This is a genomic window from Urechidicola sp. KH5 (genome assembly GCF_054661455.1).
Genome location: NZ_BAAFSW010000001.1, coordinates 100779 through 125601, shown reverse-complemented (window position 1 = coordinate 125601; position 24823 = coordinate 100779). Strand labels below are relative to the sequence as shown.

General features: G+C 34.3%; 24 protein-coding genes. 13 read left to right on the top strand and 11 right to left on the bottom strand.

Annotated features, from left to right (window positions below; translation table 11 throughout):
- Nucleotides 1–25: 25 nt before the first annotated feature.
- Nucleotides 26–934, bottom strand: a complete 909-nt coding sequence (locus ACYQ5R_RS00595; protein WP_460188958.1) for a sterol desaturase family protein — start codon at nucleotides 932–934, stop codon at nucleotides 26–28.
- Nucleotides 935–946: 12 nt separating this feature from the next.
- Nucleotides 947–1408 (bottom strand): Lrp/AsnC family transcriptional regulator, encoded by a 462-nt coding sequence (locus ACYQ5R_RS00590; protein ID WP_460188957.1) that lies wholly within the window; start codon nucleotides 1406–1408, stop codon nucleotides 947–949.
- Between the two features lie 173 nt (nucleotides 1409–1581).
- On the opposite strand from ACYQ5R_RS00590, the gene ACYQ5R_RS00585 reads away from it, so the two are divergent.
- The 4 genes from ACYQ5R_RS00585 to ACYQ5R_RS00570 all read left to right on the top strand — a co-directional run bounded on the left by ACYQ5R_RS00585 (nucleotide 1582) and on the right by ACYQ5R_RS00570 (nucleotide 5772).
- The gene (locus ACYQ5R_RS00585) at nucleotides 1582–2538 is read left to right on the top strand and encodes an NAD-dependent epimerase/dehydratase family protein (protein ID WP_460188956.1); all 957 of its coding nucleotides are present in this window, start codon (nucleotides 1582–1584) and stop codon (nucleotides 2536–2538) included.
- A gap of 11 nt (nucleotides 2539–2549) precedes the next feature.
- Nucleotides 2550–3743: a glycine C-acetyltransferase gene (gene kbl, locus ACYQ5R_RS00580; RefSeq protein WP_460188955.1), complete on the top strand. Its 1194-nt coding sequence runs from the start codon at nucleotides 2550–2552 to the stop codon at nucleotides 3741–3743.
- 71 nt (nucleotides 3744–3814) lie between these two features.
- Nucleotides 3815–4855, top strand: coding sequence for an o-succinylbenzoate synthase (locus ACYQ5R_RS00575; protein ID WP_460188954.1), 1041 nt, complete (start codon nucleotides 3815–3817; stop codon nucleotides 4853–4855).
- Entirely contained in the window at nucleotides 4852–5772 is a 921-nt protein-coding gene (locus ACYQ5R_RS00570; protein ID WP_460188953.1) for a CPBP family intramembrane glutamic endopeptidase, read from the top strand. Before ACYQ5R_RS00575 ends, ACYQ5R_RS00570 begins: the two co-directional genes overlap by 4 nt.
- Before the next feature lie 118 nt (nucleotides 5773–5890).
- Here ACYQ5R_RS00570 and ACYQ5R_RS00565 read toward each other — a convergent pair whose 3' ends face one another.
- On the bottom strand, nucleotides 5891–7810 hold the full coding sequence (locus ACYQ5R_RS00565; protein ID WP_460188952.1) for a DUF3857 domain-containing protein: 1920 nt from the start codon (nucleotides 7808–7810) through the stop codon (nucleotides 5891–5893).
- Between the two features lie 6 nt (nucleotides 7811–7816).
- Nucleotides 7817–9724, bottom strand: coding sequence for a DUF3857 domain-containing protein (locus ACYQ5R_RS00560; RefSeq protein WP_460188951.1), 1908 nt, complete (start codon nucleotides 9722–9724; stop codon nucleotides 7817–7819).
- A gap of 134 nt (nucleotides 9725–9858) precedes the next feature.
- Here ACYQ5R_RS00560 and ACYQ5R_RS00555 point away from each other — a divergent pair, with 134 nt between their 5' ends.
- Together ACYQ5R_RS00555 and ACYQ5R_RS00550 are read left to right on the top strand one after the other, a co-directional pair.
- Nucleotides 9859–10911, top strand: a complete 1053-nt coding sequence (locus tag ACYQ5R_RS00555; RefSeq protein ID WP_460188950.1) for an AMP-binding protein — start codon at nucleotides 9859–9861, stop codon at nucleotides 10909–10911.
- A 96-nt stretch (nucleotides 10912–11007) separates the two neighbouring features.
- Nucleotides 11008–12843, top strand: a complete 1836-nt coding sequence (locus ACYQ5R_RS00550) for a vWA domain-containing protein (RefSeq protein ID WP_460188949.1) — start codon at nucleotides 11008–11010, stop codon at nucleotides 12841–12843.
- A 30-nt stretch (nucleotides 12844–12873) separates the two neighbouring features.
- Here ACYQ5R_RS00550 and ACYQ5R_RS00545 read toward each other — a convergent pair whose 3' ends face one another.
- Nucleotides 12874–13590 carry a YebC/PmpR family DNA-binding transcriptional regulator gene (locus ACYQ5R_RS00545; protein ID WP_460188948.1) on the bottom strand — a complete coding sequence of 239 codons (717 nt, stop codon included), beginning with the start codon at nucleotides 13588–13590 and terminating at the stop codon, nucleotides 12874–12876.
- 60 nt (nucleotides 13591–13650) lie between these two features.
- Nucleotides 13651–15279 carry an acyl-CoA carboxylase subunit beta gene (locus tag ACYQ5R_RS00540; RefSeq protein ID WP_460188947.1) on the bottom strand — a complete coding sequence of 543 codons (1629 nt, stop codon included), beginning with the start codon at nucleotides 15277–15279 and terminating at the stop codon, nucleotides 13651–13653.
- A 139-nt stretch (nucleotides 15280–15418) separates the two neighbouring features.
- Between ACYQ5R_RS00540 and ACYQ5R_RS00535 the strand changes: the two genes are divergently transcribed.
- The 7 genes from ACYQ5R_RS00535 (at nucleotide 15419) to ACYQ5R_RS00505 (ending at nucleotide 20444) form a co-directional block, all read left to right on the top strand.
- Complete coding sequence (locus ACYQ5R_RS00535) at nucleotides 15419–15772, top strand: DoxX family protein (protein ID WP_460188946.1); 354 nt, start codon at nucleotides 15419–15421, stop codon at nucleotides 15770–15772.
- A 3-nt stretch (nucleotides 15773–15775) separates the two neighbouring features.
- Complete coding sequence (locus ACYQ5R_RS00530) at nucleotides 15776–16306, top strand: NADPH-dependent FMN reductase (protein ID WP_460188945.1); 531 nt, start codon at nucleotides 15776–15778, stop codon at nucleotides 16304–16306.
- Nucleotides 16307–16321: 15 nt separating this feature from the next.
- A complete protein-coding gene (locus tag ACYQ5R_RS00525) occupies nucleotides 16322–16753 on the top strand; it encodes a (4Fe-4S)-binding protein (protein ID WP_460188944.1) in 432 nt (143 codons plus the stop codon).
- A 1-nt stretch (nucleotide 16754) separates the two neighbouring features.
- On the top strand, nucleotides 16755–17192 hold the full coding sequence (locus ACYQ5R_RS00520) for a MarR family winged helix-turn-helix transcriptional regulator (protein ID WP_460188943.1): 438 nt from the start codon (nucleotides 16755–16757) through the stop codon (nucleotides 17190–17192).
- Nucleotides 17193–17262: 70 nt separating this feature from the next.
- Nucleotides 17263–18126: a pirin family protein gene (locus ACYQ5R_RS00515; protein ID WP_460188942.1), complete on the top strand. Its 864-nt coding sequence runs from the start codon at nucleotides 17263–17265 to the stop codon at nucleotides 18124–18126.
- A gap of 76 nt (nucleotides 18127–18202) precedes the next feature.
- Nucleotides 18203–19891: an energy-dependent translational throttle protein EttA gene (gene ettA, locus ACYQ5R_RS00510; protein WP_460188941.1), complete on the top strand. Its 1689-nt coding sequence runs from the start codon at nucleotides 18203–18205 to the stop codon at nucleotides 19889–19891.
- Between the two features lie 4 nt (nucleotides 19892–19895).
- Nucleotides 19896–20444, top strand: a complete 549-nt coding sequence (locus ACYQ5R_RS00505; RefSeq protein WP_460188940.1) for a hypothetical protein — start codon at nucleotides 19896–19898, stop codon at nucleotides 20442–20444.
- Here ACYQ5R_RS00505 and ACYQ5R_RS00500 read toward each other — a convergent pair.
- The 5 genes from ACYQ5R_RS00500 to ACYQ5R_RS00480 are packed head-to-tail and all read right to left on the bottom strand — an operon-like array spanning nucleotide 20441 to nucleotide 24822.
- A complete protein-coding gene (locus ACYQ5R_RS00500) occupies nucleotides 20441–21049 on the bottom strand; it encodes a WbqC family protein (RefSeq protein WP_460188939.1) in 609 nt (202 codons plus the stop codon). The genes ACYQ5R_RS00505 and ACYQ5R_RS00500 overlap by 4 nt on opposite strands.
- 2 nt (nucleotides 21050–21051) lie before the next feature.
- The gene (gene lepB / locus ACYQ5R_RS00495; RefSeq protein ID WP_460188938.1) at nucleotides 21052–22614 is read right to left on the bottom strand and encodes a signal peptidase I; all 1563 of its coding nucleotides are present in this window, start codon (nucleotides 22612–22614) and stop codon (nucleotides 21052–21054) included.
- Nucleotides 22615–22626: 12 nt separating this feature from the next.
- Complete coding sequence (dapB, locus tag ACYQ5R_RS00490; RefSeq protein ID WP_460188937.1) at nucleotides 22627–23328, bottom strand: 4-hydroxy-tetrahydrodipicolinate reductase; 702 nt, start codon at nucleotides 23326–23328, stop codon at nucleotides 22627–22629.
- Between the two features lie 10 nt (nucleotides 23329–23338).
- Complete coding sequence (locus ACYQ5R_RS00485; protein WP_460188936.1) at nucleotides 23339–23944, bottom strand: DUF5683 domain-containing protein; 606 nt, start codon at nucleotides 23942–23944, stop codon at nucleotides 23339–23341.
- Nucleotides 23944–24822 (bottom strand): ParB/RepB/Spo0J family partition protein, encoded by an 879-nt coding sequence (locus tag ACYQ5R_RS00480; RefSeq protein WP_460188935.1) that lies wholly within the window; start codon nucleotides 24820–24822, stop codon nucleotides 23944–23946. The genes ACYQ5R_RS00485 and ACYQ5R_RS00480 overlap by 1 nt, the downstream gene beginning before the upstream one ends.
- Nucleotide 24823: the final 1 nt, after the last annotated feature.

Sequence of the window (24823 nt, the reverse complement as noted above, 5' to 3'; positions counted from 1 at the left end):
AAAGGAAATAGAGAGGCATTGCACGCTAATGCTTAGAATTTTGTTTTTCTTTTTTCCAATCGTCTAATAAATCTTCAGATAATTTTCCTGTTCCATCGTGTTTCCAACCAGGAGGCTTTATGAAATATTTAAATCTATTTAAGAGCGATGTTTTTGAAGCGTAAACATCTTTAAACAAAATGTACCACTCCCCAAAGGCTATTTTAATAGGGTTGTAGGTATTGATGTTTGAAGTAAGGCCATAGATTACTTTTTCCTCTTCTAATTCAGGTTGAAAAGTGCCAAATAGTTTATCCCAAATAATCAAGATCCCAGCGTGATTTTTATCGAGATATAATGGGTTGCTACCATGGTGTACGCGATGGTGTGAAGGTGTGTTAAAAACGGCTTCAAACCATTTTGGCATTTTATAAATTAATTCGGTATGTATCCAATATTGATACAATAAACTAATCCCCATTTGAAACAAAATCATTCCAGGATGAAATCCTAATAAAGCCATCCATAGGTAAAATACAAAGGTGAAAAATCCTCCTGTCCAGGTTTGCCTTAAAGCAGTGCTTAAATTGTATTCTTGAGATGAGTGATGCACTACGTGAGATGCCCAAAAAAAGCGACTTCTATGCCCTAATCTATGAGACCAATAATATGAAAAGTCATCTGCAAAGAAAATTAATAGAAAAGACCACCAAGAAGTTGGTATGGTGAATACTCTAAAATTATTATATACATACAATAATAGTACTAACACCACTATTTTAGATAAAAAACCAACTGCAACATTGCCTAATCCCATAGTTATAGAAGTAAGTGCATCTTTTACTTTATATTTTTTTGTAGAATGTTTAGCAATTAAAAGTCCTTCAATAATTACGGTAATAGCAAAAAATGGTATAGCGTATAAAATGATATTTGGAAACTGAGGTTCTTGCATAGGGGAGAGAAATTAAATATAATAGCCGGTTGTGTGATGAATTTCTTTTAAAACAAAATAGCTTTCTAATATACCAATATTTTCAATTTTTGATAGCTTAGATCGAACAAAATCATGATACAGTTCTAATCCTTCTAAATTGATTTTTAAGAAGAAGTCCACTTTTCCTGCCATATGGTAACATTCTTGTACCTCTTCTAAAGCTTTTATCTGTTGTTCGAATTTATCGATAAAACCTTCATTGTGATAGCGCAACGTAACCATACAAATTGCGGTAATAGGTTTGTTAATCTTTTTCTTATCAAGTAAAGCCACGTATTTTTTGATGTATCCTTTTTTTTCTAATTTTTTGATACGCTCGAAAACTGGAGAAGGCGATAGGTTGATTAACTCTGCAATTTCTTTAGTGGTTTTTTTAGAATCAGTTTGAAGAATGCGTAATATTTTTAAATCAATTTCATCTAGGACTTCCATAAGCAGTAAAGTAAATTTTTCTTGTTTCTTAATTATTTTATCTGTGTAAAAGTAAATAAAACTTTTGAAAACAAATATTTAAGGAAATAATACTTTAAATATTGTAATATGCCATTTTAATAGTGGTTTAAGAGCTGAAATTATTAATTTTATACTTTCAATTATTCTTTGTTATGGATATAGATAAGATTCTGATTATCGGTGCGAAAGGGCAGATTGGTTCGGTGTTGACTAAGGAATTACAGTTGTTATATGGTAAAGAAAATGTTGTTGCTTCAGATTTAAGAGAAGATGTCAATTTCGATGGTGTATTTGAAATAATTGATGCAACAGATGTAGATAGAATTAAACTGATAGTGCAGCAATATAAAATCACGCAGATTTATCATTTGGCAGCCATTTTATCTGCAAAAGGAGAGGAAAATCCATTGTTGACATGGGATATCAATATGAAGACCATGTTTAACGTTTTTGAAGTTGCAAGAAAAAACGATGTATCTAAAGTGTTTTATCCAAGTTCAATTGCTGTATTTGGAGATGCGGCACCAGCAGATGCTACTCCTCAAAATTCATATTTAAATCCATCAACTGTTTATGGTATTAGTAAATCGGCAGGTGAGAATTGGTCTGAGTATTATTTTAATAGGTATGATTTAGATATTAGATCCATTCGTTATCCTGGTATAATTGGCTATCAATCGCTTCCGGGTGGTGGTACAACGGACTATGCAGTTGATATCTATCATAAAGCTGTGAAGGGAGAAGATTTTTCCTGTTTCTTAAAAGAAGATACCATGCTACCTATGATTTTTATGGAAGATGCCATAAGAGCAACCATAGAGTTAATGCAAGCTCCTAAAGAGAATATTAAAACAAGAACTTCGTATAATTTAGCTGGAATGAGTTTTTCTCCAGAAGAAATTGCAACAGCTATTCAAAAAATACTACCTAATTTTAAGGTGAGTTATAATCCTGATTTTAGACAAGAAATCGCTAATAATTGGCCTAGAAGCATTGATGATTCCGAAGCTAGAATTGATTGGAATTGGGAACCAAAATATGATTTAAATAGTATGACTAGCGTTATGTTAGAAAAACTACAAGAACAATATAATACATTTGCTAATTAAAAAAGATAATTATGTACGGCGCATTAAAAGAACATTTGCAAGAAGAATTAAAGGCTATAGAAGAAGCTGGGTTGTATAAGAAAGAACGCATTATTACAACGTCGCAAGATGCTGTAATAAAAGTTACAACAGGAGAAGAGGTAATTAATTTCTGCGCAAATAATTATTTAGGTCTATCAAATAATCAAGAAGTAATACAAGCAGCTAAAGATACACTTGATTCGCATGGTTTCGGTATGTCTTCGGTACGATTTATTTGTGGTACTCAAGATATTCACAAGCAATTAGAACAAAAAGTAGCAGATTTTTTTCATTGTGAAGACACTATCTTATATGCTGCGGCTTTTGATGCTAATGGAGGTGTGTTTGAACCTTTATTAACTAAAGAAGATGCTATTATCTCTGACTCATTAAATCACGCTTCTATTATCGATGGAGTTCGTTTGTGTAAAGCAGCGCGTTATAGATATAACAATAATGATATGGCTGATTTAGAAGCTAAATTAATTGAAGCAAATAAACAGAATCACCGTTTTAAAATTATTGTTACTGATGGTGTTTTTTCTATGGATGGTATTGTTGCTCAATTAGATCAAATTTGTGATTTAGCTGAAAAGTACGATGCACTTGTTATGGTAGACGAGTGTCATGCTGCTGGATTTATTGGCAAAACGGGTAGAGGTACTATCGAGCTTAAAAATGTATTAGGGAGAGTAGACATTGTTACTGGTACTTTTGGTAAGGCCTTAGGTGGCGCAATGGGTGGATATACTACAGGTAGAAAAGAAATTATTGATATGTTGCGTCAGCGTTCTCGCCCTTATTTATTTTCTAATTCTTTAGCTCCTTCTATTGTTGGAGCGTCTATTAAGGTATTTGAAATGATTGAGCGAGATACTTCTCTAAGAGATACATTAGAAAATAATACCAACTATTTTAGAAGAGGGATGGAAGCTGCAGGTTTTGATTTGGTTGGAGCAGATGCAGCTATTGTTCCTGTGATGCTGTATGATGCTAAATTATCACAAATTATGGCCAACAAATTGCTAGATGAGGGTATTTATGTAATAGGTTTCTTTTACCCTGTAGTGCCAAAAGAAAAAGCAAGGATAAGAGTGCAATTGTCTGCTGCTCATACTCAAGAACATTTAGATAAGGCCATAACCGCATTTACTAAGGTTGGTAAAGAACTAGGAGTTATTTAAGTAAAACTTAATTAAGGCCGTTTCATACGAAACGGCTTTTTTTATTATCTAAACTCGTATTTTAGCATAGCATGAAAGCTAGTTTTAAAAAATACACGCTTGAATTTAAACAAGCAAGTGGAACATCTCGAGGTGTGCTCCATACGAAAGATACTTATTTTTTAACTGTTGACGATGGTCAGAGAGTTGGGATAGGTGAATGCGGTTTATTTAAAGGATTAAGTGCTGATGATCGTCCAGATTATGAAGATAAATTATTTTGGTTGTGTAGTAACATTCACTTACCATTAGCCGAGTTATTGGAAGAATTGATTTATTTTCCTTCTATTCAGTTTGGTTTAGAACAAGTTATAAAGTCATTTAATTCTCAAGATCCATTTGTTTTATTTGAAAATGATTTTGCTATTGGTAATGCTAGTATCCCGATTAACGGACTTGTTTGGATGGGTGATAAGGCATTTATGCAGCAGCAAATAAAAGATAAAATTGCAGCTGGTTTTACAACCATTAAAATGAAAATTGGCGCTATCGATTTTCAAACAGAGTTAGATTTGTTGACAAATATTAGAAAAGAGTTTTCTCCAAAAGATATTGAGTTACGTGTAGATGCCAATGGCGCTTTTGATTCAAATGATGCTTTAGAAAAATTAAAACGTCTTTCTGATTTGAAAATGCATTCAATAGAACAGCCTATTAAGCAAGGGCAATGGGATGCTATGGCAAACCTTTGCGAACATACTCCGCTTCCGATAGCCTTAGATGAAGAATTAATTGATGTTTTTGATGTAACAAAAAAGAAAGAACTGCTACAAACAATACGTCCACAGTTTATTATACTTAAGCCAAGTTTAGTTGGTGGATTTGGTGGCAGCTCAGAATGGATTGATTTAGCGGAGAAACAGCGAATAGGCTGGTGGATTACCTCGGCACTTGAAAGTAATATTGGATTAAATGCTATTTCACAATTCACGTATGAATTGGGTGTAAATATTCCTCAGGGATTAGGTACTGGAAGTTTGTTTACAAACAATATTAAAAGTCCATTAGAAGTTGAGCAAGGACATATAAGAATAAATACAAACAAATCTTGGAACTTAAAATTAACAACATGAGTTACATAGCAAAAGCATTAGAAGTTAAAAATGATTGGTGGCGATATTTAGTAGGGTCAATTATTGTTTTAATTGGTATAGGAATCTTTAGTATGCCACATTCTATTGCAATTGGTATGAAGCAGATGTCTGGTGAAGTTGATTTTAATCGGCTAAATGATGTTTCTTATTTACTCGGTTTGTTCGATAGCAATATTAGTTTACTATTTATTTTATTACCTTTTTTAGGTGGTCTTATTGCGCTGCTTATTGTTGTAAAAAGTTTACACAAACAATCTATTACAAAAATAACAACCAGTAGAGCTAAAATTGATTGGAGTAGGTTTTGGTTTTCATTTTTATTTTGGGGAATTTTTAGTAGTGCAATGGTTGCACTAGGATATTATTTAGCTCCAGAAGAATTTGAGATTAGTTTTCAGTTAATACCATTTTTAATTTTAGCACTTATTTCCATTCTTCTAGTGCCGATTCAAACAAGTTTTGAAGAATATTTTTTTAGAGGCTATTTAATGCAATTTTTTGGAGTGCTCGCTAAAAATAGATGGGTACCTTTAGTATTGACTTCAGTAATGTTTGGGTTAATGCATTTTGCGAACCCTGAAGTTGATAAACTTGGTCCAGGTATTATGGTGTATTATATTGGAACAGGATTTTTCTTGGGAATTATTACTTTAATGGATGAAGGGTTAGAACTAGCTCTTGGTTTTCATGCTGCTAATAACCTTTTTACAGCGTTGTTAGTAACTGCCGATTGGACAGCATTTCAAACGTATTCAATTTTAACAGATACATCAGAGCCATCTATAACATATGATGCCTTTTTACCCGTAATTATTATCTATCCAATAATTCTTTTCATTTTTTCAAAGAAATATGGTTGGATCAATTGGAAGAATAAACTAACAGGAGGTATTTAGGCTGATGTAATGAATTGAAATTGAGTAATTAAATTATTTTTCGTATATTTCTGACTATAAATTGTTATGAAAGAAGGGAAGGGTTCATTTCTATGAGTTGAAAGCTTCCCTTTTCTTTTTATTTTACTGTAAATAAAATACTAGCCTTATTAAAATCTGAAGCGGCGTTAATTACTTCTCTAAACCCTTCATACAATTCTTTTGGATATTCATTCACATGATAAAACTCGTTAATGCTAATAATTAACTTATTGTCTTTAATCTCAAAATTTGATACGAATTGACAAAGCACTTCTTCTTCAACTTTCAATTGTTTATTTAATACCAATGACTCTGTACCCTCAACAATATAACCTTCAGGGATATCTATAGTTATGGTATAGAAATATTCATTAGGGTATTGCATTTCTACAGGGAATCTGCGTTCTGTTTCTTGATACAATTCGCTTTGAATACCAATGGTCTTTCCAATTTCAAAAATATACATGCCGCCTGCATCTTCAAGTAGTGCAGGGGTTTCTATAACACTATTCACTTTATAAGGTATGTTATATTCTGATTGGTTCATGTCTTTATTTTCTTCTTCAAAAGAAATAGTGTTTTTATCATCTATTCCAGAACCTGTTAATTGATCTTTAACATCTATCAACATTTCTTCAGAATAATAGGCCATAATAGCTCGATAAAGAATAGACCAATGTCCTGTATATTCTTGTTTCTCATCTACTCGAACTCTATCAAAATCATCAGGGAAACTAATATCCATAATACGTTTTACTTGACTAAAATCTGGATCATTTTGTTTTATGACATCAAAATAGAATTCTCCTTTTTGATTAATAAATAACGCATTATTACCTAAGAATAAAGCAGGAGCTTCTCCCAACCTGTAGTCTAGTCTCTCAGGCGATATGTACTTTTTGATACTAGGTAAATAAATCAAGAAATCACGTAAAGAATTTGGATTGTAAAACTCAGGGTCAAATCTCAAATCATACCTACTTGCAGTTACCACTAGTTCAAAAGGTATGTCAAGTGCCATTAAGAACTGCATATATACTTTACCAATACTATATTGACTTGCAGCTTTGTTTTTAATAATATAGTCTAATTCTTCGAGATTAGGATTGTTATTTTCAATTACCGCGAAATTTGTTTTGATATAGTTATCAACTAATGCCGCTTGAGTAAAGGTGTCTAAATTATCTTCTTGTATGATTTCAGGGATTAAATTTTTTACTTCATCCATTACAGTTGGTGTAAAATAACCTGAAGCAATGTTTCCTGTAGTATTACCCCACAACAAATCTTGAGTTACACTTGCGCTACCAAAACACTGATAAGCTACATAAATTTTATTGGCGTCAACCCCTGCATATTCTTCTTCTACCATTGCTGGAACATCATCTATAAATAGTTCTTCAACTAACATGTTGCCAAGGTAAGTGCGCTCAAACTCTTGATCTGTGTTATATGTCTTTATCTGACCGTTTAAACTATTCTTTATAAATACGACCTCAACACGTTCTATAGGGGCATCACTTTGCAGGAACTCATAACCAAACGGACTGTATTCTTTGTGAAGTGTATAAAGTAATTCTATTTCAGATCCGATTTCTACACCTTCAATTGCAAATATTTGAAAGTCGCCATATTCTTCTACATTTTCTACTTTCTTAATATTTTTTTCATCTAGAAGTGTGATTTTTCCATCTTTATTAATCGTACGCGCTTTTAAATCTATAATCTCTTTTACGCGATACATTGGAATATAGATTTGTGTTTGTTGTGCAACTCCAGCCTCATCGTTAACACGAACAATATTGTGGGTTGTTTCAAAAAAGTCTACTCCTTGAGACATTGCAGAAGGTCTATATTCTACAATCGTTTTTCTAAGTACAGTTAGTGAAGAACTTTGAAGTTTATCAGCATCTACCTGATGTAAGCTTCTATTTTCTTCCCAATTGTATGATTTATGAAATTGTGCAAAACTTGATGTTACGGTTATTAAAAAACCTACTAAAATTAATCTTTTCATCTATGCTTATTCGTTTATTTTTTCTAATACTACGCTTTTCTTATATGCCTTAATAATCTTTTTAATAAAGGAATTGTAGGCCTCTAATTGGTCGTTATCAATTGCGATAGTATTCATATATATTTCTTGATTCACTGTTATGGTATTTTCGTTTACTGAATATGTAAAACTAAACCCGTAATCATCTCGCTCTTCTTTTATATTCTTTGGTAAAAAACTAACATTATATCCATCAGGTATCATAAATCTTGAGTAGAAACTTCTCTTAAATTTATGATTAATGTCTTTACCGTATTTTTCTGCTTCTAATTGCAAAACATCTTTAGACCAGGGTTTTTCTAAATGAGGATTGAAAATAAGTTTACTGCCTATTTTTTTAGTGTAATTATTTATGGCAATATCATATGCTATTTTGTAGGATCCATTTTCTGGTTTAAAATTTCCTAATTGAATATTGCTAAAGGATGTTTTATTATTTCCAATTTCATATTTCGTGCTCAGATAGACTTCATTTGTTTTTTCATCTTTTTTGAACTGAGCATCGTAAATAAAATCAACCATATCATAACCTGTCATTTTACGGGTACTCTTTGCTACCAATTCATCATTAATAATTTCTATTTCGTTGGTAACTTTGGTAGTGTTTTTAAAAGGTTTTTGAACAGGAACAGATAAAACTTTATAAGTTGTCTCGGTCATGCCAACCATTCCTTCTTTACCTTGTATAAAGGCACTTGGCATTCCATATGGCACATAATTATCTGTAGCATCTAAAAAGATTGTTTCACCATCAATAAAAACTGTGGTAATCATGTGGTCGTATATTTTTCCTGTAGGTATTTGTTCATGCGTATAAGGCTTTTTACGCGAACCAATCCAAGTATGGTGCGCATCTATACCAACGTGAATCAACATTTCATATAGTAGATTTGACATGTCTTTGCAATCGCCATAGCGCTTATTGCAAACACTTGCTGCACCACGAGCGATCAAACCGCCATATCCGTATTCAAAAGCAACGTAATTGATATTTTGTTGAACCCATTCAAAAATGGCTTGTGCTTTTTGATGTTGTGTGGTTAATCCAGCTGTAATAGACTCTGCAATTTGATGCACTTCTTCTAGGCCACTTCTATCAACTTGCGCATTTAAAGACGCATTCCAAGCATATAAGTCGTCAAGAGAATTGAAAATGGAAACTTCTTTACGTTTTATCTTGTAATTTTTGATATAAATAACAACATGAGGCACATATTTAAAAATTGACTGACTGTTGGCAGTCTCATTAAAAGCATGAATATTTTTTGCTTTCCAAATATGTTTGGTTGTTTTTTTTCCTTCTTCTTTAGAGTAACTAATATCAAAATTCTCTAGATTAAACGTTTTGATTCCTAAAGTTACTTTATTGTCTACTTCTACAGTGTATATTGCCTCTTGAATTGGTACACCAGATCCAAACATAAATGTATTAGAAAAATGAGGTTCACTGATTTTTTCAGAGTACTGCAGATTTGTTTCAGCTCCTTTTGTTACTCCTGGATATACAAAGTGAATACTTTGATTATCGCTATAAAAAACTCCTCCTCTTATTTCATCTTTTGTTTCAAAATGATCTACTTCTAATGTTTCTGATGTAGTTGGGTTGTATGTAAAAGCTTTAATGTCTTTAACTTCTGTAAAGCTGTCAAAATAGATATAGTCATTTGCATAAAACAGCTTTTTACCTGTATTGAATTTGCCTTTATCTAAAATGTGATTTTCTATAGACAACTGGTGCTCCTTGTCAAGTCCAATTTCTAAACGTTTGCTTTTTTGTAAATAGTAAAAGTCTTCGTTTTTAAGAGTTTCTGACGCTTCTTGAGCAAACCCTATTTGTACTATTAAAAAGGCTAAAATTATTCTGATTTTATGCATGCAAAAAAAATAAGTTCCAAATATATCGTTATTTGTACGCTTCTACAATCTTCAACTGTTGAATTAAGAAAAATTTAGAAGTTAGATGAAATTGCTTACAAGCTGTATGCCATAAAATTTTTGCATCTTTGTATATGAGCATTTCTGTACATCCTTCATTTAAATTAAACAAAGTTTCTTTTTCAAATAAAAAAGAGCTTTTGTTGTATGCTAAAAGTTTTAATGATGATGTCTTTGATTTTTTAGATGAATTGTTTGATGATTCTAGAACCATCAAAGTAAAAACATCTGGTTCTACAGGTGCACCTAAAAAGGTTCATATTGAAAAACGATACATGCTCAATTCTGCAAGAGCAACGGCTTCTCATTTTCAACTAACTCAAGCAACTAAAGCCTTACTGTGCTTAAATATTAATTATATAGCAGGTAAAATGATGTTGGTACGTGCCTTAACCCAAGGTTGGGATTTAGATATAGTTGATCCTAGTAGTACGCCTTTAAAAGGAGTGCGTGAATCCTATGATTTCAGTGCTATGGTTCCGCTTCAGGTTAGAAATAGTTTAAGTGACTTGCCTAAGGTTAAAAAGTTAATTATTGGAGGTGGAGTTGTTTCGCAAGATTTAATAGACGAATTGCAAAAGCTAGAGACTAAATGTTACGCAACCTATGGTATGACCGAAACGGTTACCCATATTGCTGCCAAAAAATTAAATCAATTTAATGAAATCGATTCGGAGCCTCACTATAAAACATTACCTGGTATCTGGGTGTATCAAGACAAGCGCAACTGTTTGGTTGTCGATGCGCCATATATAGCCGATCATACAATTATTACCAATGATGTAGTAAAACTACTTTCAAATACACATTTTGATTGGTTGGGCAGATATGACAATGTGATTAATTCTGGTGGAGTGAAATTGCATCCGGAGTTGATTGAAAACAAATTAGCCAAAGTAATTAAAGTAGACTTCTTTGTAGCGGGAATACCAGATAATACATTAGGAGAGAAGCTGGTGTTAATCATTGAGGGTAAAGGCGATGTCGCAAAGATGTCGGAAAAAATAGCATCAGTGTTAGATAAGTATGAGAAGCCTAAAGAAATATTTTTTGTCCCACTTTTGTTGAGAACACCTACCAATAAAATTCAGCGTACACTTACTTTAAAAAGACTGCCTCATTCATAAGAGTACTTCACTTATAATTTAAACCACTTTACTAATTGGTATTGGTATAGTTTTAAGGTGCATCATAGTTTTGAGTAAATCAAATTTTTAGAAACTATGAAAACAGCAACCTATCTATTCGCATTCTTATTGGTATGTCAAATAAGTTATGCTAACAAATTAACCATTACAGGAATAGTAACTGATGGAAGTTCGCCTTTGCCTGGGGTACAAATTACTATTAAAGGATCAAATCTCGGGGTACAGACTGATTTTGATGGAAATTACATAGTTAAAGCAGATGTTGGCGATTGGTTAGAATTCTCTTTTATTGGTTTTAAAACCAAAAAAGTTAAAGTCAAGAAAAATAGTAAGGTTATAGACGTTGAATTGCAAGAGGATGCTGATGAACTTGACGAAGTGGTTGTAGTTGGGTATGGAGCAATGAGAAAAGAATCTTTAGCGGGTAGTATTGCAGGAGTGCGAATTAGAGGAGTATCGTCTGTAAAAAATTATAGCGTAATGCAATCTCCAAGTTACAATTATAATCAAGTATCACCAAATGAATCCTATGCAGATATTGATGAACCTGGATTTAAAGCGCCACATGCCAATCCACTTTCCACATTTTCTATTGATGTAGATAAGGCAGGATATAGCAATATTAGAAGAATGATTAATAATGGAACTACTATTCCAGAAGATGCAGTTAAAATTGAAGAAATGGTGAATTACTTTAAGTATAACTATGCACAACCTAAAGATAAACATCCGTTTGCCATTCAAACAGAAGTAGGCACTTGCCCTTGGAATGAGCAACATCAATTGTTAAAGATAGGTGTACAGGGTAAAGAAATTCCTACCGAAGATATTCCTGCTTCTAACTTGGTGTTTTTATTAGATGTTTCAGGATCAATGAGCGATTATAACAAGCTACCTCTATTAAAATCTAGTTTTAAGTTATTGGTAAATCAGTTGAGAAATGAAGATAAAGTATCAATTGTTGTTTATGCCGGAGCAGCAGGATTAGTATTGCCACCTACCTCTGGAGATGATAAACAGAAAATTTTGGAAGCATTAAACAAATTGGAAGCTGGTGGTTCAACAGCTGGAGGTGCTGGAATTGAGTTGGCATATAAAATTGCACAAGAGCAATTTATTAAAGGAGGAAATAACAGAGTTATTTTGGCTACAGATGGTGATTTTAATGTTGGAGCTTCTAGTGATAAAGCTATGACAGAATTGATTGAAGAGAAAAGAGAATCTGGTGTCTTTTTAACTGTATTAGGCTTTGGTATGGGTAACTACAAAGATTCAAAATTAGAAACCTTAGCAGACAAAGGAAACGGTAATCATGCATACATAGATTCAAAACTAGAAGCTCAGAAAGTATTGGGGCAAGAGTTTGGAGGTACTTTATATACCATTGCTAAAGATGTGAAAATTCAGGTAGAGTTTAATCCAAACTATGTGCAAGCCTATAGGTTAATTGGTTATGAAAATAGAATGTTAGCTGCAGAGGACTTTATTGATGATGCTAAAGATGCAGGAGAATTAGGAAGTGGTCATTCGGTTACAGCATTATATGAAATTATACCGGTAGGAGTGAAGAGTAAGTATTTGAAAAAAGTAGATGGACTGAAATACACAAAAAATATTGTGACTTCTGATAGTGAAGAGTTATTGACAGTTAAATTCAGATATAAAAAGCCAGATGGTGATAAAAGTAGAGAGATTGTTGAAACTGTAGGGCATAAAGAAGATTTAACTCCAATGTCAGATGATTTTGAATTTGCGAGTGCCGTAGCATTATTCGGAATGCAAATAAGAAAATCTGAGTATGCAAAGAAATCTAGTTTAGATGACGTTGTTGCACTGGCCGAAGCAGGCAGAGGAGATGATGAAGATGGTTACAGAGCAGAGTTTATACGATTGGTAAAATCATACCAATAACAAAAAAGCCCCGCTTAAGCGGGGCTTTTTTTATAATTCCATTGAGTGATATACATTTTGCACATCATCATCGTCTTCTAATTTTTCTAATAGTTTTTCAACATCCACTTGTTGTTCTTCACTCAATTTAGTAGTTGTTGTAGGAATACGTTCAAAACCTGAAGATAAAATTTCCATATTGTTATCTTCAAGATAACTTTGAATTGCTCCAAATTGTTCAAATGGTGCATATACTAATACTCCATCTTCGTCTTCAAATACTTCTTCTACATCGAAATCAATCATTTCTAGTTCAAACTCTTCAAGATCCATTTGTATGTCCTCAGCTTTTATTCTAAAGTTACACGTATGATCAAACATAAATACAACCGAACCTGAAGTCCCTAAATTTCCTTCACATTTGTTAAAAGCCGCTCTTACATTAGCCACTGTTCTATTGTTATTATCTGTAGCAGTTTCAACGACTACTGCAATACCATGAGGCGCGTAACCTTCAAACAATGTTTCTTTATAGTTAGCTGTATCTTTATCTGACGCCTTTTTTATGGCACGTTCAACATTGTCTTTAGGCATATTGGCTGCCTTCGCATTTTGAATTACCGCACGCAATCGAGAGTTGGTATCAGGATTTGGGCCACCTTCTTTAACGGCCATCACAATATCTTTTCCAATTCTTGTAAAAGTTTTGGCCATTGCTGACCAACGTTTCATTTTTCGTGCTTTTCTAAATTCAAATGCTCTTCCCATTTCTAAGTACTCTATTTTATTAAGGGGCTAAATTTCTAATTTTTTCTAAACCTGTACAAGTTAAACTTGAATCACTCCTAAATTAAATTGCTTTTCAATTGGCGCCTGATTTGCAGCCTCAATACCCATACTAATCCACGTTCGTGTTTCTAGTGGATCAATCACTGCATCCGTCCATAATCTCGATGCGGCATAATATGGAGATGTTTGCGCATCATAACGCGATTCAATGGTTTCTAACAATTCTTTTTCTTTTTCTGCAGAAATAGTTTCACCTTGTTTCTTTAAAGTAGCAGTTTCAATTTGTAATAACACCTTTGCTGCTTGCGCACCGCCCATAACTGCTAATCGTGCAGAAGGCCATGCAATCATAAGTCTTGGGTCATACGCTTTGCCACACATGGCATAATTACCTGCTCCGTAAGAATTTCCGACAACGACCGTAAATTTCGGTACCACCGAATTACTAACCGCATTTACCATTTTAGCCCCATCTTTAATGATGCCTCCGTGCTCAGACTTGCTACCAACCATAAATCCAGTTACATCCTGTAAAAACACTAACGGAATTTTCTTTTGATTACAATTGGCAATAAATCGAGTAGCCTTATCTGCAGAATCAGAATAGATAACACCACCAAATTGCATTTCTTTTTTAGCATTCTTAACTACCAATCTTTGATTTGCAACAATTCCAACAGCCCAACCATCAATGCGCGCATAAGCACAAATAATAGTTTGGCCATAACCTTCTTTATATTCTTCAAATTCAGAATTATCAACCATACGCTTGATAATTTCTTTCATATCATATTGGTCAGTTCTTGTTCTAGGTAAGATACCGTAAATATCCGCTTCTGTTTCTTTTGGATTCGCCGCTTCAATTCTGTTAAATCCAGCATTTTCTGTATCACCAATTTTATCAACAATATTCTGAATTTTAGTCAATGCATCTTTATCATCAGATGCTTTGTAATCCGTTACCCCACTAATTTCACAGTGCGTTGTAGCCCCTCCTAAAGTTTCATTATCAATCGTTTCGCCAATAGCCGCTTTTACTAAATAGCTACCTGCTAAAAAGATACTTGCAGTTTTATCAACAATAATAGCTTCGTCACTCATAATAGGTAAGTAGGCACCACCTGCAACACAGCTTCCCATCACACAGGCAATCTGAGTAATGCCCATGCTGCTCATAATCGCATTGTTTCTAAATATACGTCCAAAATGCTCTTTATCAGGGAATATTTCATCCTGCATTGGAAGATACACGCCGGCACTATCAACTAAATAAATAATAGGTAGTTTATTTTCAATAGCAATCTCTTGGGCTCTTAAATTCTTTTTGGCAGTAATAGGAAACCAAGCACCAGCTTTAACTGTGGCATCATTAGCTACTACAATACATTGCTTTCCTTTAATATAGCCTATTTTCACAACAACACCTCCAGAGGGGCAGCCGCCGTGTTCTTGGTACATACCATCGCCAACAAAAGCTCCAACCTCTACTTGTGGTTTTTCTTTATCAAGTAAGAAGGCAATACGTTCTCTTGCTGTTAGTTTTCCTTTTTCATGCTGTTTGGCAATGCGTTTTTCTCCACCGCCTTTATGAATTTTAGCTAATCTTTTGCGTAAATCGCTAACTTGTAGCTTATTGAAGTCTTCGTTTTTATTGAAGTTTAAATCCATAGAGTTTTTTCATTTTTTTACGAAGGCTAAAGTACAAAATAACTAAGAGAAGAACTAAATAGATTACTTGGAAATATATTCCTTGGAAAATAAAATTATTTGTACTACCTTTGTACTCGAATCTTAAACTAACAAAATTATGAAAGGAATGAAAATAGGTTATTATGTAGCCACCGGTTTATTGAGCTTGTTGATGTTTTTTAGTGCAGGAATGTACTTGTTTAACAACGCTGCGGTTCAAGAAATGTTTATCAGTTTTGGATACCCAACATATATAATTTACCCGTTGGCTGTAGCTAAAATTCTAGGAGTTATTGCACTATGGGGTCCATGGAAAACAATCAAGGAGTGGGCATATTCAGCATTTTTCTTCGAATTTATTTTGGCCTTTTTTGCACATTATATGATTGGTGATGGAGAGCAAATGGGAGCAGTAATGGCCATCGTATTATTAGTAACATCGTATATTTTATATAACAAGATTAAAGCATAACAAATGAAAAAAATTATTGCCTTTGGCGGATCGAATAGTAAAGCATCAATCAACAAACAATTAGCAAGCTATGCAGCGAGCTTAGTTGGAAATGCTGAGGTTGAAGTTTTAGACTTAAATGATTATCCATTACCATTATATGGTTTTGATTTAGAAAACGAAGCAGGGTTTCCAGCTAATGTTCAGGCATTTAGTGATAAAATAGAAGGAGCTGATGGTATCGTACTTTCTTTAGCTGAGCACAATGGAAGTTTTTCAACGGCATTCAAAAATATTTTTGATTGGGTTTCTAGAGTTGAAGGAAAAGTGTTTAGAGATAAACCAATGCTTTTACTAAGTACATCACCTGGACCAAGAGGTGGCGCTAGTGTATTGGCTTCTGCTGTTGCAGGTTTTCCATACAGAGGAGGTAATATTATAGCATCTCTTTCATTACCTAGTTTTTTTGATAATTTTAGTGATGGTGCAGTTTCTGATGAAACTCTTAATAATCAATTAAAAGAAGCAGCCGATAAGTTATCAGCAGCTTTATAAAACACAAAAATTGCTTTGGAAACGAATAAAGAAATTGTAAAAAGATATACTAAGGACGATTTATCAATAGTATGGAAACCGAATACGTGTATTCATGCTAAGCATTGCTGGAAAGATTTAATTCAAGTGTTTAATCCAAATAATAGACCTTGGATAAATCTTGATGGAGCTACCGAAAAACGAATTATTGCGCAAGTAGAAAAATGTCCTTCTGGGGCTTTGTCGTATGAATTGGCAACAGAAAAAGGAACGGTGTCGCACAGTTTAGAAACAAAGGTAGAAGTATTACCGAACGGACCGTTGTTGGTATATGGAACGCTAGAAGTAAAAGATACTAAAGGCAATGTAGAAACAAAAAATAAAACCACTGCTTTTTGCAGATGTGGTGCATCTCAAAACAAACCGTATTGCGATGGAGCACATATGAATATTGATTTTAAAGGATAGTATGGGAGATTTCGCCAAAGACATTAATTCAAAATTTCCGAATGAACGTGTTAAAGCAATGTTGAATATTATTTACACTTCCAATTGGATTAGCAGTCAGCAGACAGAGCATTTTAAACCGTTTGGTATTTCTCCTCAGCAATACAATATCTTAAGAATTTTAAGAGGTGCGGGAGAGCCTTTAAAAGTTCAAACAATAAAAGAACGCATGATAGAGCGTGCGCCTAATGCAACCAGAATGATGGATAAATTATGCGCCAAAGATTTAATAAGAAGATACAATTGCGAACACGATAGGCGTGTGGTTTATGTTGAAATTAAATCCGAAGGTTTGGAATTGTTAGAACAGATTAGAACTAGTGAGAATACAAGTCTTTGGGACCGATTATCTGAAGACGAAGCACAAACTTTGAATAGTTTATTAGATAAAATGCGTTAGCATTTTTTTAACCACATATTTTCCATGGAAAATAAAAAGAAATCAGTAATTGAAATTAAATATAATTGAAATGAAAACAGTGAAGCAAATAGGAGGAAGCCCTATGGTAAGCATGGGGCCAGTGCGATTAAGACAACCGCTTCCTTCGCTACAGGTATCAACATTTGACCCATTTATACTATTACACCACTACGGACCCTATGCTATTGGTCCCTTTAATAATCCATTTGATTTAGGGCCACATCCTCATAGAGGATTTGAACCTATTACATTATTGTATAAAGGTGAACAATTGCATCGCGATTCTTTAGGTAACGAGTCTGTTGTTAAGGCAGGAGATGTACAATGGACCACAGCGGGACGAGGTATTATACATGCTGAAGGACCACGAAAAGAATGGGTGCAAGAAGGTGGAGAACTAGAGGGTATTCAATTATGGTTGAACTTGCCTAAGGATAAAAAAATGATGACTCCTAATTATCAGCATATCAAATCTGAGGCTATGGAAGAAGTTACTAATGAAGAAGGTACTATTTCTATAAAAGTAGTCGCTGGTAATTTAAATGGTAAACAAGGTAAGATTAAAACCCAAACAGACGTGAATGTTCTAATGGGGGTTGCTTCTGGATCTGATAGTATGGAAATTTCTATTGTAGAGAATCATGAAACTTTAATTTATTTATTAGATGGAGAGTTATTAGTAAATGATGAACATCTTATGAAGAAAGGAGCAACGCAAATGCTTACGTTTAATCAAGATGGTACTACCTTGAAAGTGACTGCCAAAGGAGACGCGAATTTCTTGGTATTATCTGGTACGCCGCTTAAAGAGCCAGTTGCTCAGTATGGTCCGTATGTAATGAATACTCAGACAGAAATACTAGAAGCACTTCGAGATTACCAAATGGGTAAAATGGGCTTTTTAGCCGATTAAAGAAACAAGCACCGAATCCGGTGCTTTTTTTATGGAAAATGGCGATATTTGTAGTTCAATAATTAAATCATAAAACATGTCAGACGATAAGAAAATCATCTTCTCAATGTCGCGCGTAAGCAAGACGTATCCTGGAGCCAATAAACAAGTTTTAAAAGACATTCACTTAAGTTTCTTTTATGGAGCGAAAATTGGAATTCTAGGTTTAAATGGTTCTGGTAAATCTACTTTAATGAAGATTATCGCTGGAATTGAAAAGAACTTTCAAGGAGATGTAGTTTTTAGTCAAGATTACTCAGTTGGTTATTTGCCTCAAGAGCCAAAATTAGATGAAGACAAGACCGTAATGGATATTGTTAAAGAAGGGGTGGCAGAAACGGTTGCAGTACTTGATGAGTACAATAAAATTAATGACATGTTTGGTTTGGAAAAAGTTTACTCTGATCCTGATAAGATGGAGAAGCTTATGAACCAACAAGCGGCCCTACAAGATAAAATTGACGCGCTTGGAGCTTGGGAACTTGATACCAAATTAGAGATAGCAATGGATGCGCTTAGAACTCCTGAAGGTGATACACCAATAAAAGTATTGTCTGGTGGTGAGCGTCGTCGTGTGGCTTTGTGTAGACTATTATTACAACAACCAGACGTATTATTACTGGATGAGCCTACAAACCACCTCGATGCAGAATCTGTACATTGGTTAGAGCAGCATTTAGCACAATACAAGGGAACTGTTATTGCCGTAACGCACGATCGTTATTTCTTAGACAATGTAGCCGGATGGATTTTAGAATTGGATAGAGGAGAAGGTATTCCTTGGAAAGGTAATTATTCTTCTTGGTTAGAACAGAAAGGAAAGCGTTTAGCACAGGAAGAAAAGACAGCTTCTAAGCGTCAAAAAACTTTAGAGCGAGAGTTAGAGTGGGTACGCCAAGGTGCCAAAGGGCGACAAGCAAAATCAAAAGCGCGTTTGGCTAACTACGATAAGTTATTAAACCAAGATCAGAAACAAGTAGAAGAGAAGTTAGAAATCTATATTCCAAACGGTCCTCGTTTAGGTAACAACGTAATTGATGCCTCTGGGGTGTCAAAAGGTTTTGATGACCGATTGCTCTATGAAGATTTAAATTTTAGTTTACCACCAAATGGTATTGTTGGAATTATCGGACCAAATGGTGCGGGTAAAACAACCATGTTTAAAATGATTATGGGCGAAGAGACTCCTGATAAAGGTAGTTTTACAGTAGGAGATACTGCTAAAATCGCTTATGTAGATCAAAGTCATAGTAATATAGATCCAGATAAATCAATTTGGGAGAACTTTTCAGATGGTCAAGACTTGGTTATGATGGGTGGTAAAATGGTAAATTCAAGAGCATATTTAAGTCGATTTAATTTTGCAGGATCTGAACAAAATAAAAAGGTAAGTACCTTATCAGGTGGTGAACGAAATAGATTGCATTTGGCAATGACCCTAAAAGAAGAAGGTAACGTATTGTTATTAGATGAGCCTACCAACGATTTAGATGTAAATACGTTGAGAGCTTTAGAAGAAGGATTAGAAAACTTTGCTGGTTGTGCGGTTGTTATTTCGCATGATAGATGGTTTTTAGATAGAATTTGTACGCATATTTTGGCTTTTGAAGGTGAATCTCAAGTGTATTACTTCGAAGGTAGTTTCTCTGAGTATGAAGAGAACAAAAGAAAGCGTTTAGGTGATGTAATGCCACAACGTATTAAATACAAGAAACTAATTAGATAACAGTATGGAGCATCTTTCAACAGAACAAATTACAAATGGTTTAGAACACATTAAACAATCGCCTAAAGAGTCTGGTAAGATTGAATTGATAATTTGTAGACCAGAAGAGAATAAGCGAGAAGTGTTGAAAGAGGCTCAATTAGATGTTGAGCTTGGGGTAGTAGGAGATAATTGGAAAACCAGAGGTAGCTCCAGAACTACTGATGGTTTCGGGCATCCTGATATGCAAATAAACATGATGAATGCTAGAATTATCAGTTTAATTGCACAATCTAAAGAGCGTTGGAAATTAGCAGGAGATCAATTTTACGTAGATTTTGATTTGAGCGAAGATAATATTCCTCCAGGTACACAATTGGCTTTGGGTTCTGCGATTCTTGAGCGAACTGAAATTCCGCATTTAGGTTGCAAAAAATTTGTGGAGCGATTTGGTTTAGATGCAATGAAATTTGTGAACTCTAAAGAAGGAAAAGCACTTAACTTAAGAGGTGTGAATCTAAAGGTTGTAAAATCTGGAACTGTAAAAACAGGAGACTTAATTACGAAACTTTAAATCTTTTGAGCTGCTAAATACATACTGGTATTAGGCCCTTCCATAAACAACAAATCAAGAATACTTAAGTTTGGTATAAACCCATACTTGTCGTCAAATACTTGTACATAGGGTTTAAAATCAAAAATACGCTTGCCTTTTGCAATTGCCAAAGAACGATTGTCTTTTATACTAGGAGAAACATCGTACTTTTCTGTTCTTACAAACGGAATTTCCTCTTGCATTGCATCCATAATAAACGCATGTGTTTCAAAATTTAAATCGTGAAGAAACGTATGTTTTTTCTCAAATATAGTTTGCAAGTCATCTTCATAAAACTCAAAATAGGGCGATGAACGATACGCAGATTGCATAGATTTAAAATGGAGCTTTTGCCAATGCTCACTATATTTTATTTGAATGTCTTTGGACTTTTGACGACCACCTTTGTGCGTGTGTTTAATAGGTACATTTAATTGTAGCTTGCCATTCGCACCATAAATCAAGCAACGGTTTCTATAGGTTTGTTTTTGAAAATTATCTTCAACTTCAAAAACAATAGAAGGTTGTTGCATGATTGCAACATATTGAGCAATTGGAGCAAAATATGTAGGTATAAAGAGCATGCTTAGTTTTTAGCAGGGTTCTTTTTTCTAAAGAATTTAGACCAAACGAAATAACCTATTAAGGCAATCACAAAATACAGTAGGTAAGAAACTGGTTCGCCACTACCATGCACAGTTGTAAAGAAACGCTCCCATCTAGGTTTTCCATTCTCCCAGCTCATCCAAATAAATACAGGTTTTCCTACCACATGGTCAAACGGTGTATAACCATAACTTCGAGCATCTAGTGAGTTATGACGATTATCTCCCATCATCCAATAATAGTCTTGACTAAACGTATATTCAGTAATAGGTGTGCCATCAATGGTAATACTAGTATCTGTAACATCTACATTTTGTAGATGTTCGTATTCTTTAATGATATGTCCGTAGAAAGGAATGGTCGCTTCATTAATAGCTACTGTTGCACCTTCTTCAGGAATATAAATAGGACCAAAATTGTCAACGCTCCAAGGATATTTTGGACTATGCGGGAATACACTTCTGTCGTACGAACCATTTGGTATATTTTTGCGTTCAATGGCTGTAACAACAGAATTTTTAGCCAATCTTCTCGCTTCTTCCTCGGTTATAGTGAAGATAAATTTATTTTCAGAAATTTGACCTCCTTCTCGGATATTGTAGCGATCTAAAAATCGCTGATTGATAGCGCTTTTTGTAGTTACAGTATAATGGTATTGAGGTTTAGCTCTATCTGGTAAAACGGTTTGCTTTCCGTTTATAAAAATTTTACCGTTTATAATTTGAAGGCTATCGCCTGCAATTGCAACGCAGCGCTTTACATAGTTTGTTTTTTTATCGATAGGCTTATACGTATACTCACCAGAATTATCACCCCACATCGTTTTTAAGGTATCAGCAGGCCAATTGAACACTACAATCTCGTTTCGCTTAATTTTTTGAATACCCGGTAATCGCATATACGGTGATTGTACCGATTTTACATGCGATGAAAACGAAGGTGTTCTGATACCTGTAAATGGTATCTTGATAGAAGGCATGCTGTCATGCACCATAGGCAACGCAATAGGAGTCATAGGAACACGAGCCCCATAATGAAACTTACTTACAAAAAGATAATCACCAATTAACAAAGTCTTTTCTAAAGAAGATGTAGGTATGGTATAAGGCCTCATAAAATAGGTGTGCACCAAAGTTGCTGCAATAATTGCAAAAGCAATAGAGCTAACCCAATCACCCAAAGCAGAACGCGGTTTTAAACTTCTATTTTCTACGTAAGTTACATCTGTAGCATAATTCACATAAAAAATGTAGAACCCTAAGGTTAATAGCACAAGAATTGTATCTGGTCTTGAGTTTCTACCAAAACTTCTAATTGTTTCAATCCAAAGAATTGGGAACATTAAAAGGTTTACAATGGGGATAAACAATAAGATGGTCCACCACCACGGGCGATTCATAATTTTTAATAAAACTACTGCATTGTATACTGGCACTGCAGCTTCCCAAGCTTTTCTTCCGGCTTTAATATAGAGTTTCCAAGTACCTAAAAAGTGTATTGCTTGGATGATTAAAAAAATGATAAACCATTCTGTAAATGTCATGTGTCTAATATTTTAAAGTCCTAAAACGTCTTTCATTCCGTAAATACCTTTTTTGTCTACCAACCACTCAGCAGCAACTACTGCTCCTAACGCAAAACCTTGACGGTTGTGTGCAGTATGTTTGATATCTATGGTGTCTATAGCAGATTCGTATGAAATGCTATGTGTACCAGGTACCTCTGGAATTCGTTTTGCAACTATTGGTATTTCGCTAATGCTATTTGTTACACCTAAAGCCCAAGATTCTTTGTTAGAATTTGCAATAATACCTTCGGCCAAAGTAATGGCAGTACCGCTTGGTTCATCTAACTTTTTGGTGTGATGAATTTCTTCCATACGCACCTTATAGTCTTCTAAATTGGCCATCATTTTTGCTAAATATGCATTTAACTCAAAAAAGATATTTACGCCCAAACTAAAATTAGTTGCAGAGATAAAAGCACCATTATTTTCGTTGCAAATTGAAACGGCCTCATTATATCTTTCTAACCAACCTGTTGTTCCAGATACCACAGGAACGCCATTTTTAAAACAGTTGGTAATATTATCAAAAGCAACATTTGGTATACTAAAATCAATGGCGATATCAGCTTCTTTTATATCGTAATCTTTTGAATTCTCATCAATGGTCAACACTATTTCATGTCCTCTATCAATAGCAATTTTCTCAATTGCTTTGCCCATTCTTCCGTATCCTAAAAGTGCTATTTTCACTGTTTTGTTTTTAAAAATCGATATTAATTGCTATTCCGCCAACGGCCTTATTGGTTATTGGGTCAATATTAAAAGTGGGTCTAAACCCAATATTGTCTATAGTGTTTAATTGCATTAAGTGCGCATTTACACTTGCCTCAACAATTTGCAATGCATAAATACCGATGGTAATCATTAATGCTAAATCTCTATCTTCTTTGTAAGAGATTTGTATACGTTCTAAAGTTTCATCACTCAGTTCCACACCACCGTCAGAACCATCAAATTCATGTGGCTTACCAGCTTTGGCTAGTTTGTAGGCATCTCTTGCTCTATGGTAATTGTCGTTGTTATAAAGGTAAGCGTAGGTTGATGTACCCAAGGCGGCATAAACAATTGGAATTTTCCAGTACTTTTTGTTGTATGCTTGACCTAAACCTGGAAGTATCGCTGAATAAAACGCAGCTTTACTTGGTGCCTTTGGATCTATATCTTCAACCAATTGAATTTCATCAACCGATTCAATAGAAGTAATCGAGTCTTTTACAATTTCTTCTTCTTTTGTGTTTTCTTGAGCAAATGTTTGAAAACAACCCCACCCTACAATTACTAAATATAAAAAAGCTTTTTTAAGCACTATTCCATTAATTTTTTGATACGATTGAAATCTTCTTCTGAATGAAATGGGATTTCAATTTTACCTTTGTTGTTACCAGATACTTTAACGGTAATTTTATGGCCAAAGTATTCGCTAATGGTTTTGATTCCTTCGTTAACATAAGGAGGAATTTCTTTTGATTTTTTTTCTGGGGAATTTTTATGTGGAGTTCCAGTTTTATAATTGCGAACCATCTCTTCGGTTGCACGAACTGATAATTTATCTTTTAATATGGCTTCGTAAATCGCCAATTGATCTTCTTGTTTTTCAACATTAATTAAAGCTCTACCATGTCCCATTGAAATAAAACTATCGCGCATGCCAGTTTGAATAATAGGGTCGAGTTTTAATAAACGTAAGTAGTTTGTAATTGTAGAGCGTTTTTTACCAACACGTGTACTCATCTCTTCTTGTGTAAGATTTAACTCATCAATCATACGCTGGTACGATAAAGCTACCTCAATCGGGTCTAAATCTTTACGCTGAATATTTTCAACCAATGCCATTTCAAGCATCTCACGGTCATCAGCTGTTCTAATATATGCAGGTACCGTTGTGTTACCCACCATTTTAGAAGCTCTAAATCTACGTTCACCAGAAACCAATTGAAATTTATTGGCTCCCATTTTACGCACCGTAATTGGCTGAATTACTCCAAGTTCTTTAATCGAACTTGCTAATTCGACTAAAGCTTCTTCATCAAAATGACTTCTTGGTTGAAACGGATTTACATCTATATGCTCTATGTTCAATTCAACAATGGTACCAACTAATTGATTTGCCCCTGCATCATCTTCAGTATTTAAAAGTGCAGATAAACCGCGACCTAAGGCTTGTTTTTTTGTTGCTTTTGCCATG

Bases quoted from the DNA above. Each gene is read 5' to 3' on its own strand.
- ACYQ5R_RS00595 (WP_460188958.1), bottom strand. From the start codon at position 934: ATGCAAGAACCTCAGTTTCCAAATATCATTTTATACGCTATACCATTT.
- ACYQ5R_RS00590 (WP_460188957.1), bottom strand. From the start codon at position 1,408: ATGGAAGTCCTAGATGAAATTGATTTAAAAATATTACGCATTCTTCAA.
- ACYQ5R_RS00585 (WP_460188956.1), top strand. From the start codon at position 1,582: ATGGATATAGATAAGATTCTGATTATCGGTGCGAAAGGGCAGATTGGT.
- kbl (WP_460188955.1), top strand. From the start codon at position 2,550: ATGTACGGCGCATTAAAAGAACATTTGCAAGAAGAATTAAAGGCTATA.
- ACYQ5R_RS00575 (WP_460188954.1), top strand. From the start codon at position 3,815: ATGAAAGCTAGTTTTAAAAAATACACGCTTGAATTTAAACAAGCAAGT.
- ACYQ5R_RS00570 (WP_460188953.1), top strand. From the start codon at position 4,852: ATGAGTTACATAGCAAAAGCATTAGAAGTTAAAAATGATTGGTGGCGA.
- ACYQ5R_RS00565 (WP_460188952.1), bottom strand. From the start codon at position 7,810: ATGAAAAGATTAATTTTAGTAGGTTTTTTAATAACCGTAACATCAAGT.
- ACYQ5R_RS00560 (WP_460188951.1), bottom strand. From the start codon at position 9,724: ATGCATAAAATCAGAATAATTTTAGCCTTTTTAATAGTACAAATAGGG.
- ACYQ5R_RS00555 (WP_460188950.1), top strand. From the start codon at position 9,859: ATGAGCATTTCTGTACATCCTTCATTTAAATTAAACAAAGTTTCTTTT.
- ACYQ5R_RS00550 (WP_460188949.1), top strand. From the start codon at position 11,008: ATGAAAACAGCAACCTATCTATTCGCATTCTTATTGGTATGTCAAATA.
- ACYQ5R_RS00545 (WP_460188948.1), bottom strand. From the start codon at position 13,590: ATGGGAAGAGCATTTGAATTTAGAAAAGCACGAAAAATGAAACGTTGG.
- ACYQ5R_RS00540 (WP_460188947.1), bottom strand. From the start codon at position 15,279: ATGGATTTAAACTTCAATAAAAACGAAGACTTCAATAAGCTACAAGTT.
- ACYQ5R_RS00535 (WP_460188946.1), top strand. From the start codon at position 15,419: ATGAAAGGAATGAAAATAGGTTATTATGTAGCCACCGGTTTATTGAGC.
- ACYQ5R_RS00530 (WP_460188945.1), top strand. From the start codon at position 15,776: ATGAAAAAAATTATTGCCTTTGGCGGATCGAATAGTAAAGCATCAATC.
- ACYQ5R_RS00520 (WP_460188943.1), top strand. From the start codon at position 16,755: ATGGGAGATTTCGCCAAAGACATTAATTCAAAATTTCCGAATGAACGT.
- ACYQ5R_RS00515 (WP_460188942.1), top strand. From the start codon at position 17,263: ATGAAAACAGTGAAGCAAATAGGAGGAAGCCCTATGGTAAGCATGGGG.
- ettA (WP_460188941.1), top strand. From the start codon at position 18,203: ATGTCAGACGATAAGAAAATCATCTTCTCAATGTCGCGCGTAAGCAAG.
- ACYQ5R_RS00505 (WP_460188940.1), top strand. From the start codon at position 19,896: ATGGAGCATCTTTCAACAGAACAAATTACAAATGGTTTAGAACACATT.
- ACYQ5R_RS00500 (WP_460188939.1), bottom strand. From the start codon at position 21,049: ATGCTCTTTATACCTACATATTTTGCTCCAATTGCTCAATATGTTGCA.
- lepB (WP_460188938.1), bottom strand. From the start codon at position 22,614: ATGACATTTACAGAATGGTTTATCATTTTTTTAATCATCCAAGCAATA.
- ACYQ5R_RS00480 (WP_460188935.1), bottom strand. From the start codon at position 24,822: ATGGCAAAAGCAACAAAAAAACAAGCCTTAGGTCGCGGTTTATCTGCA.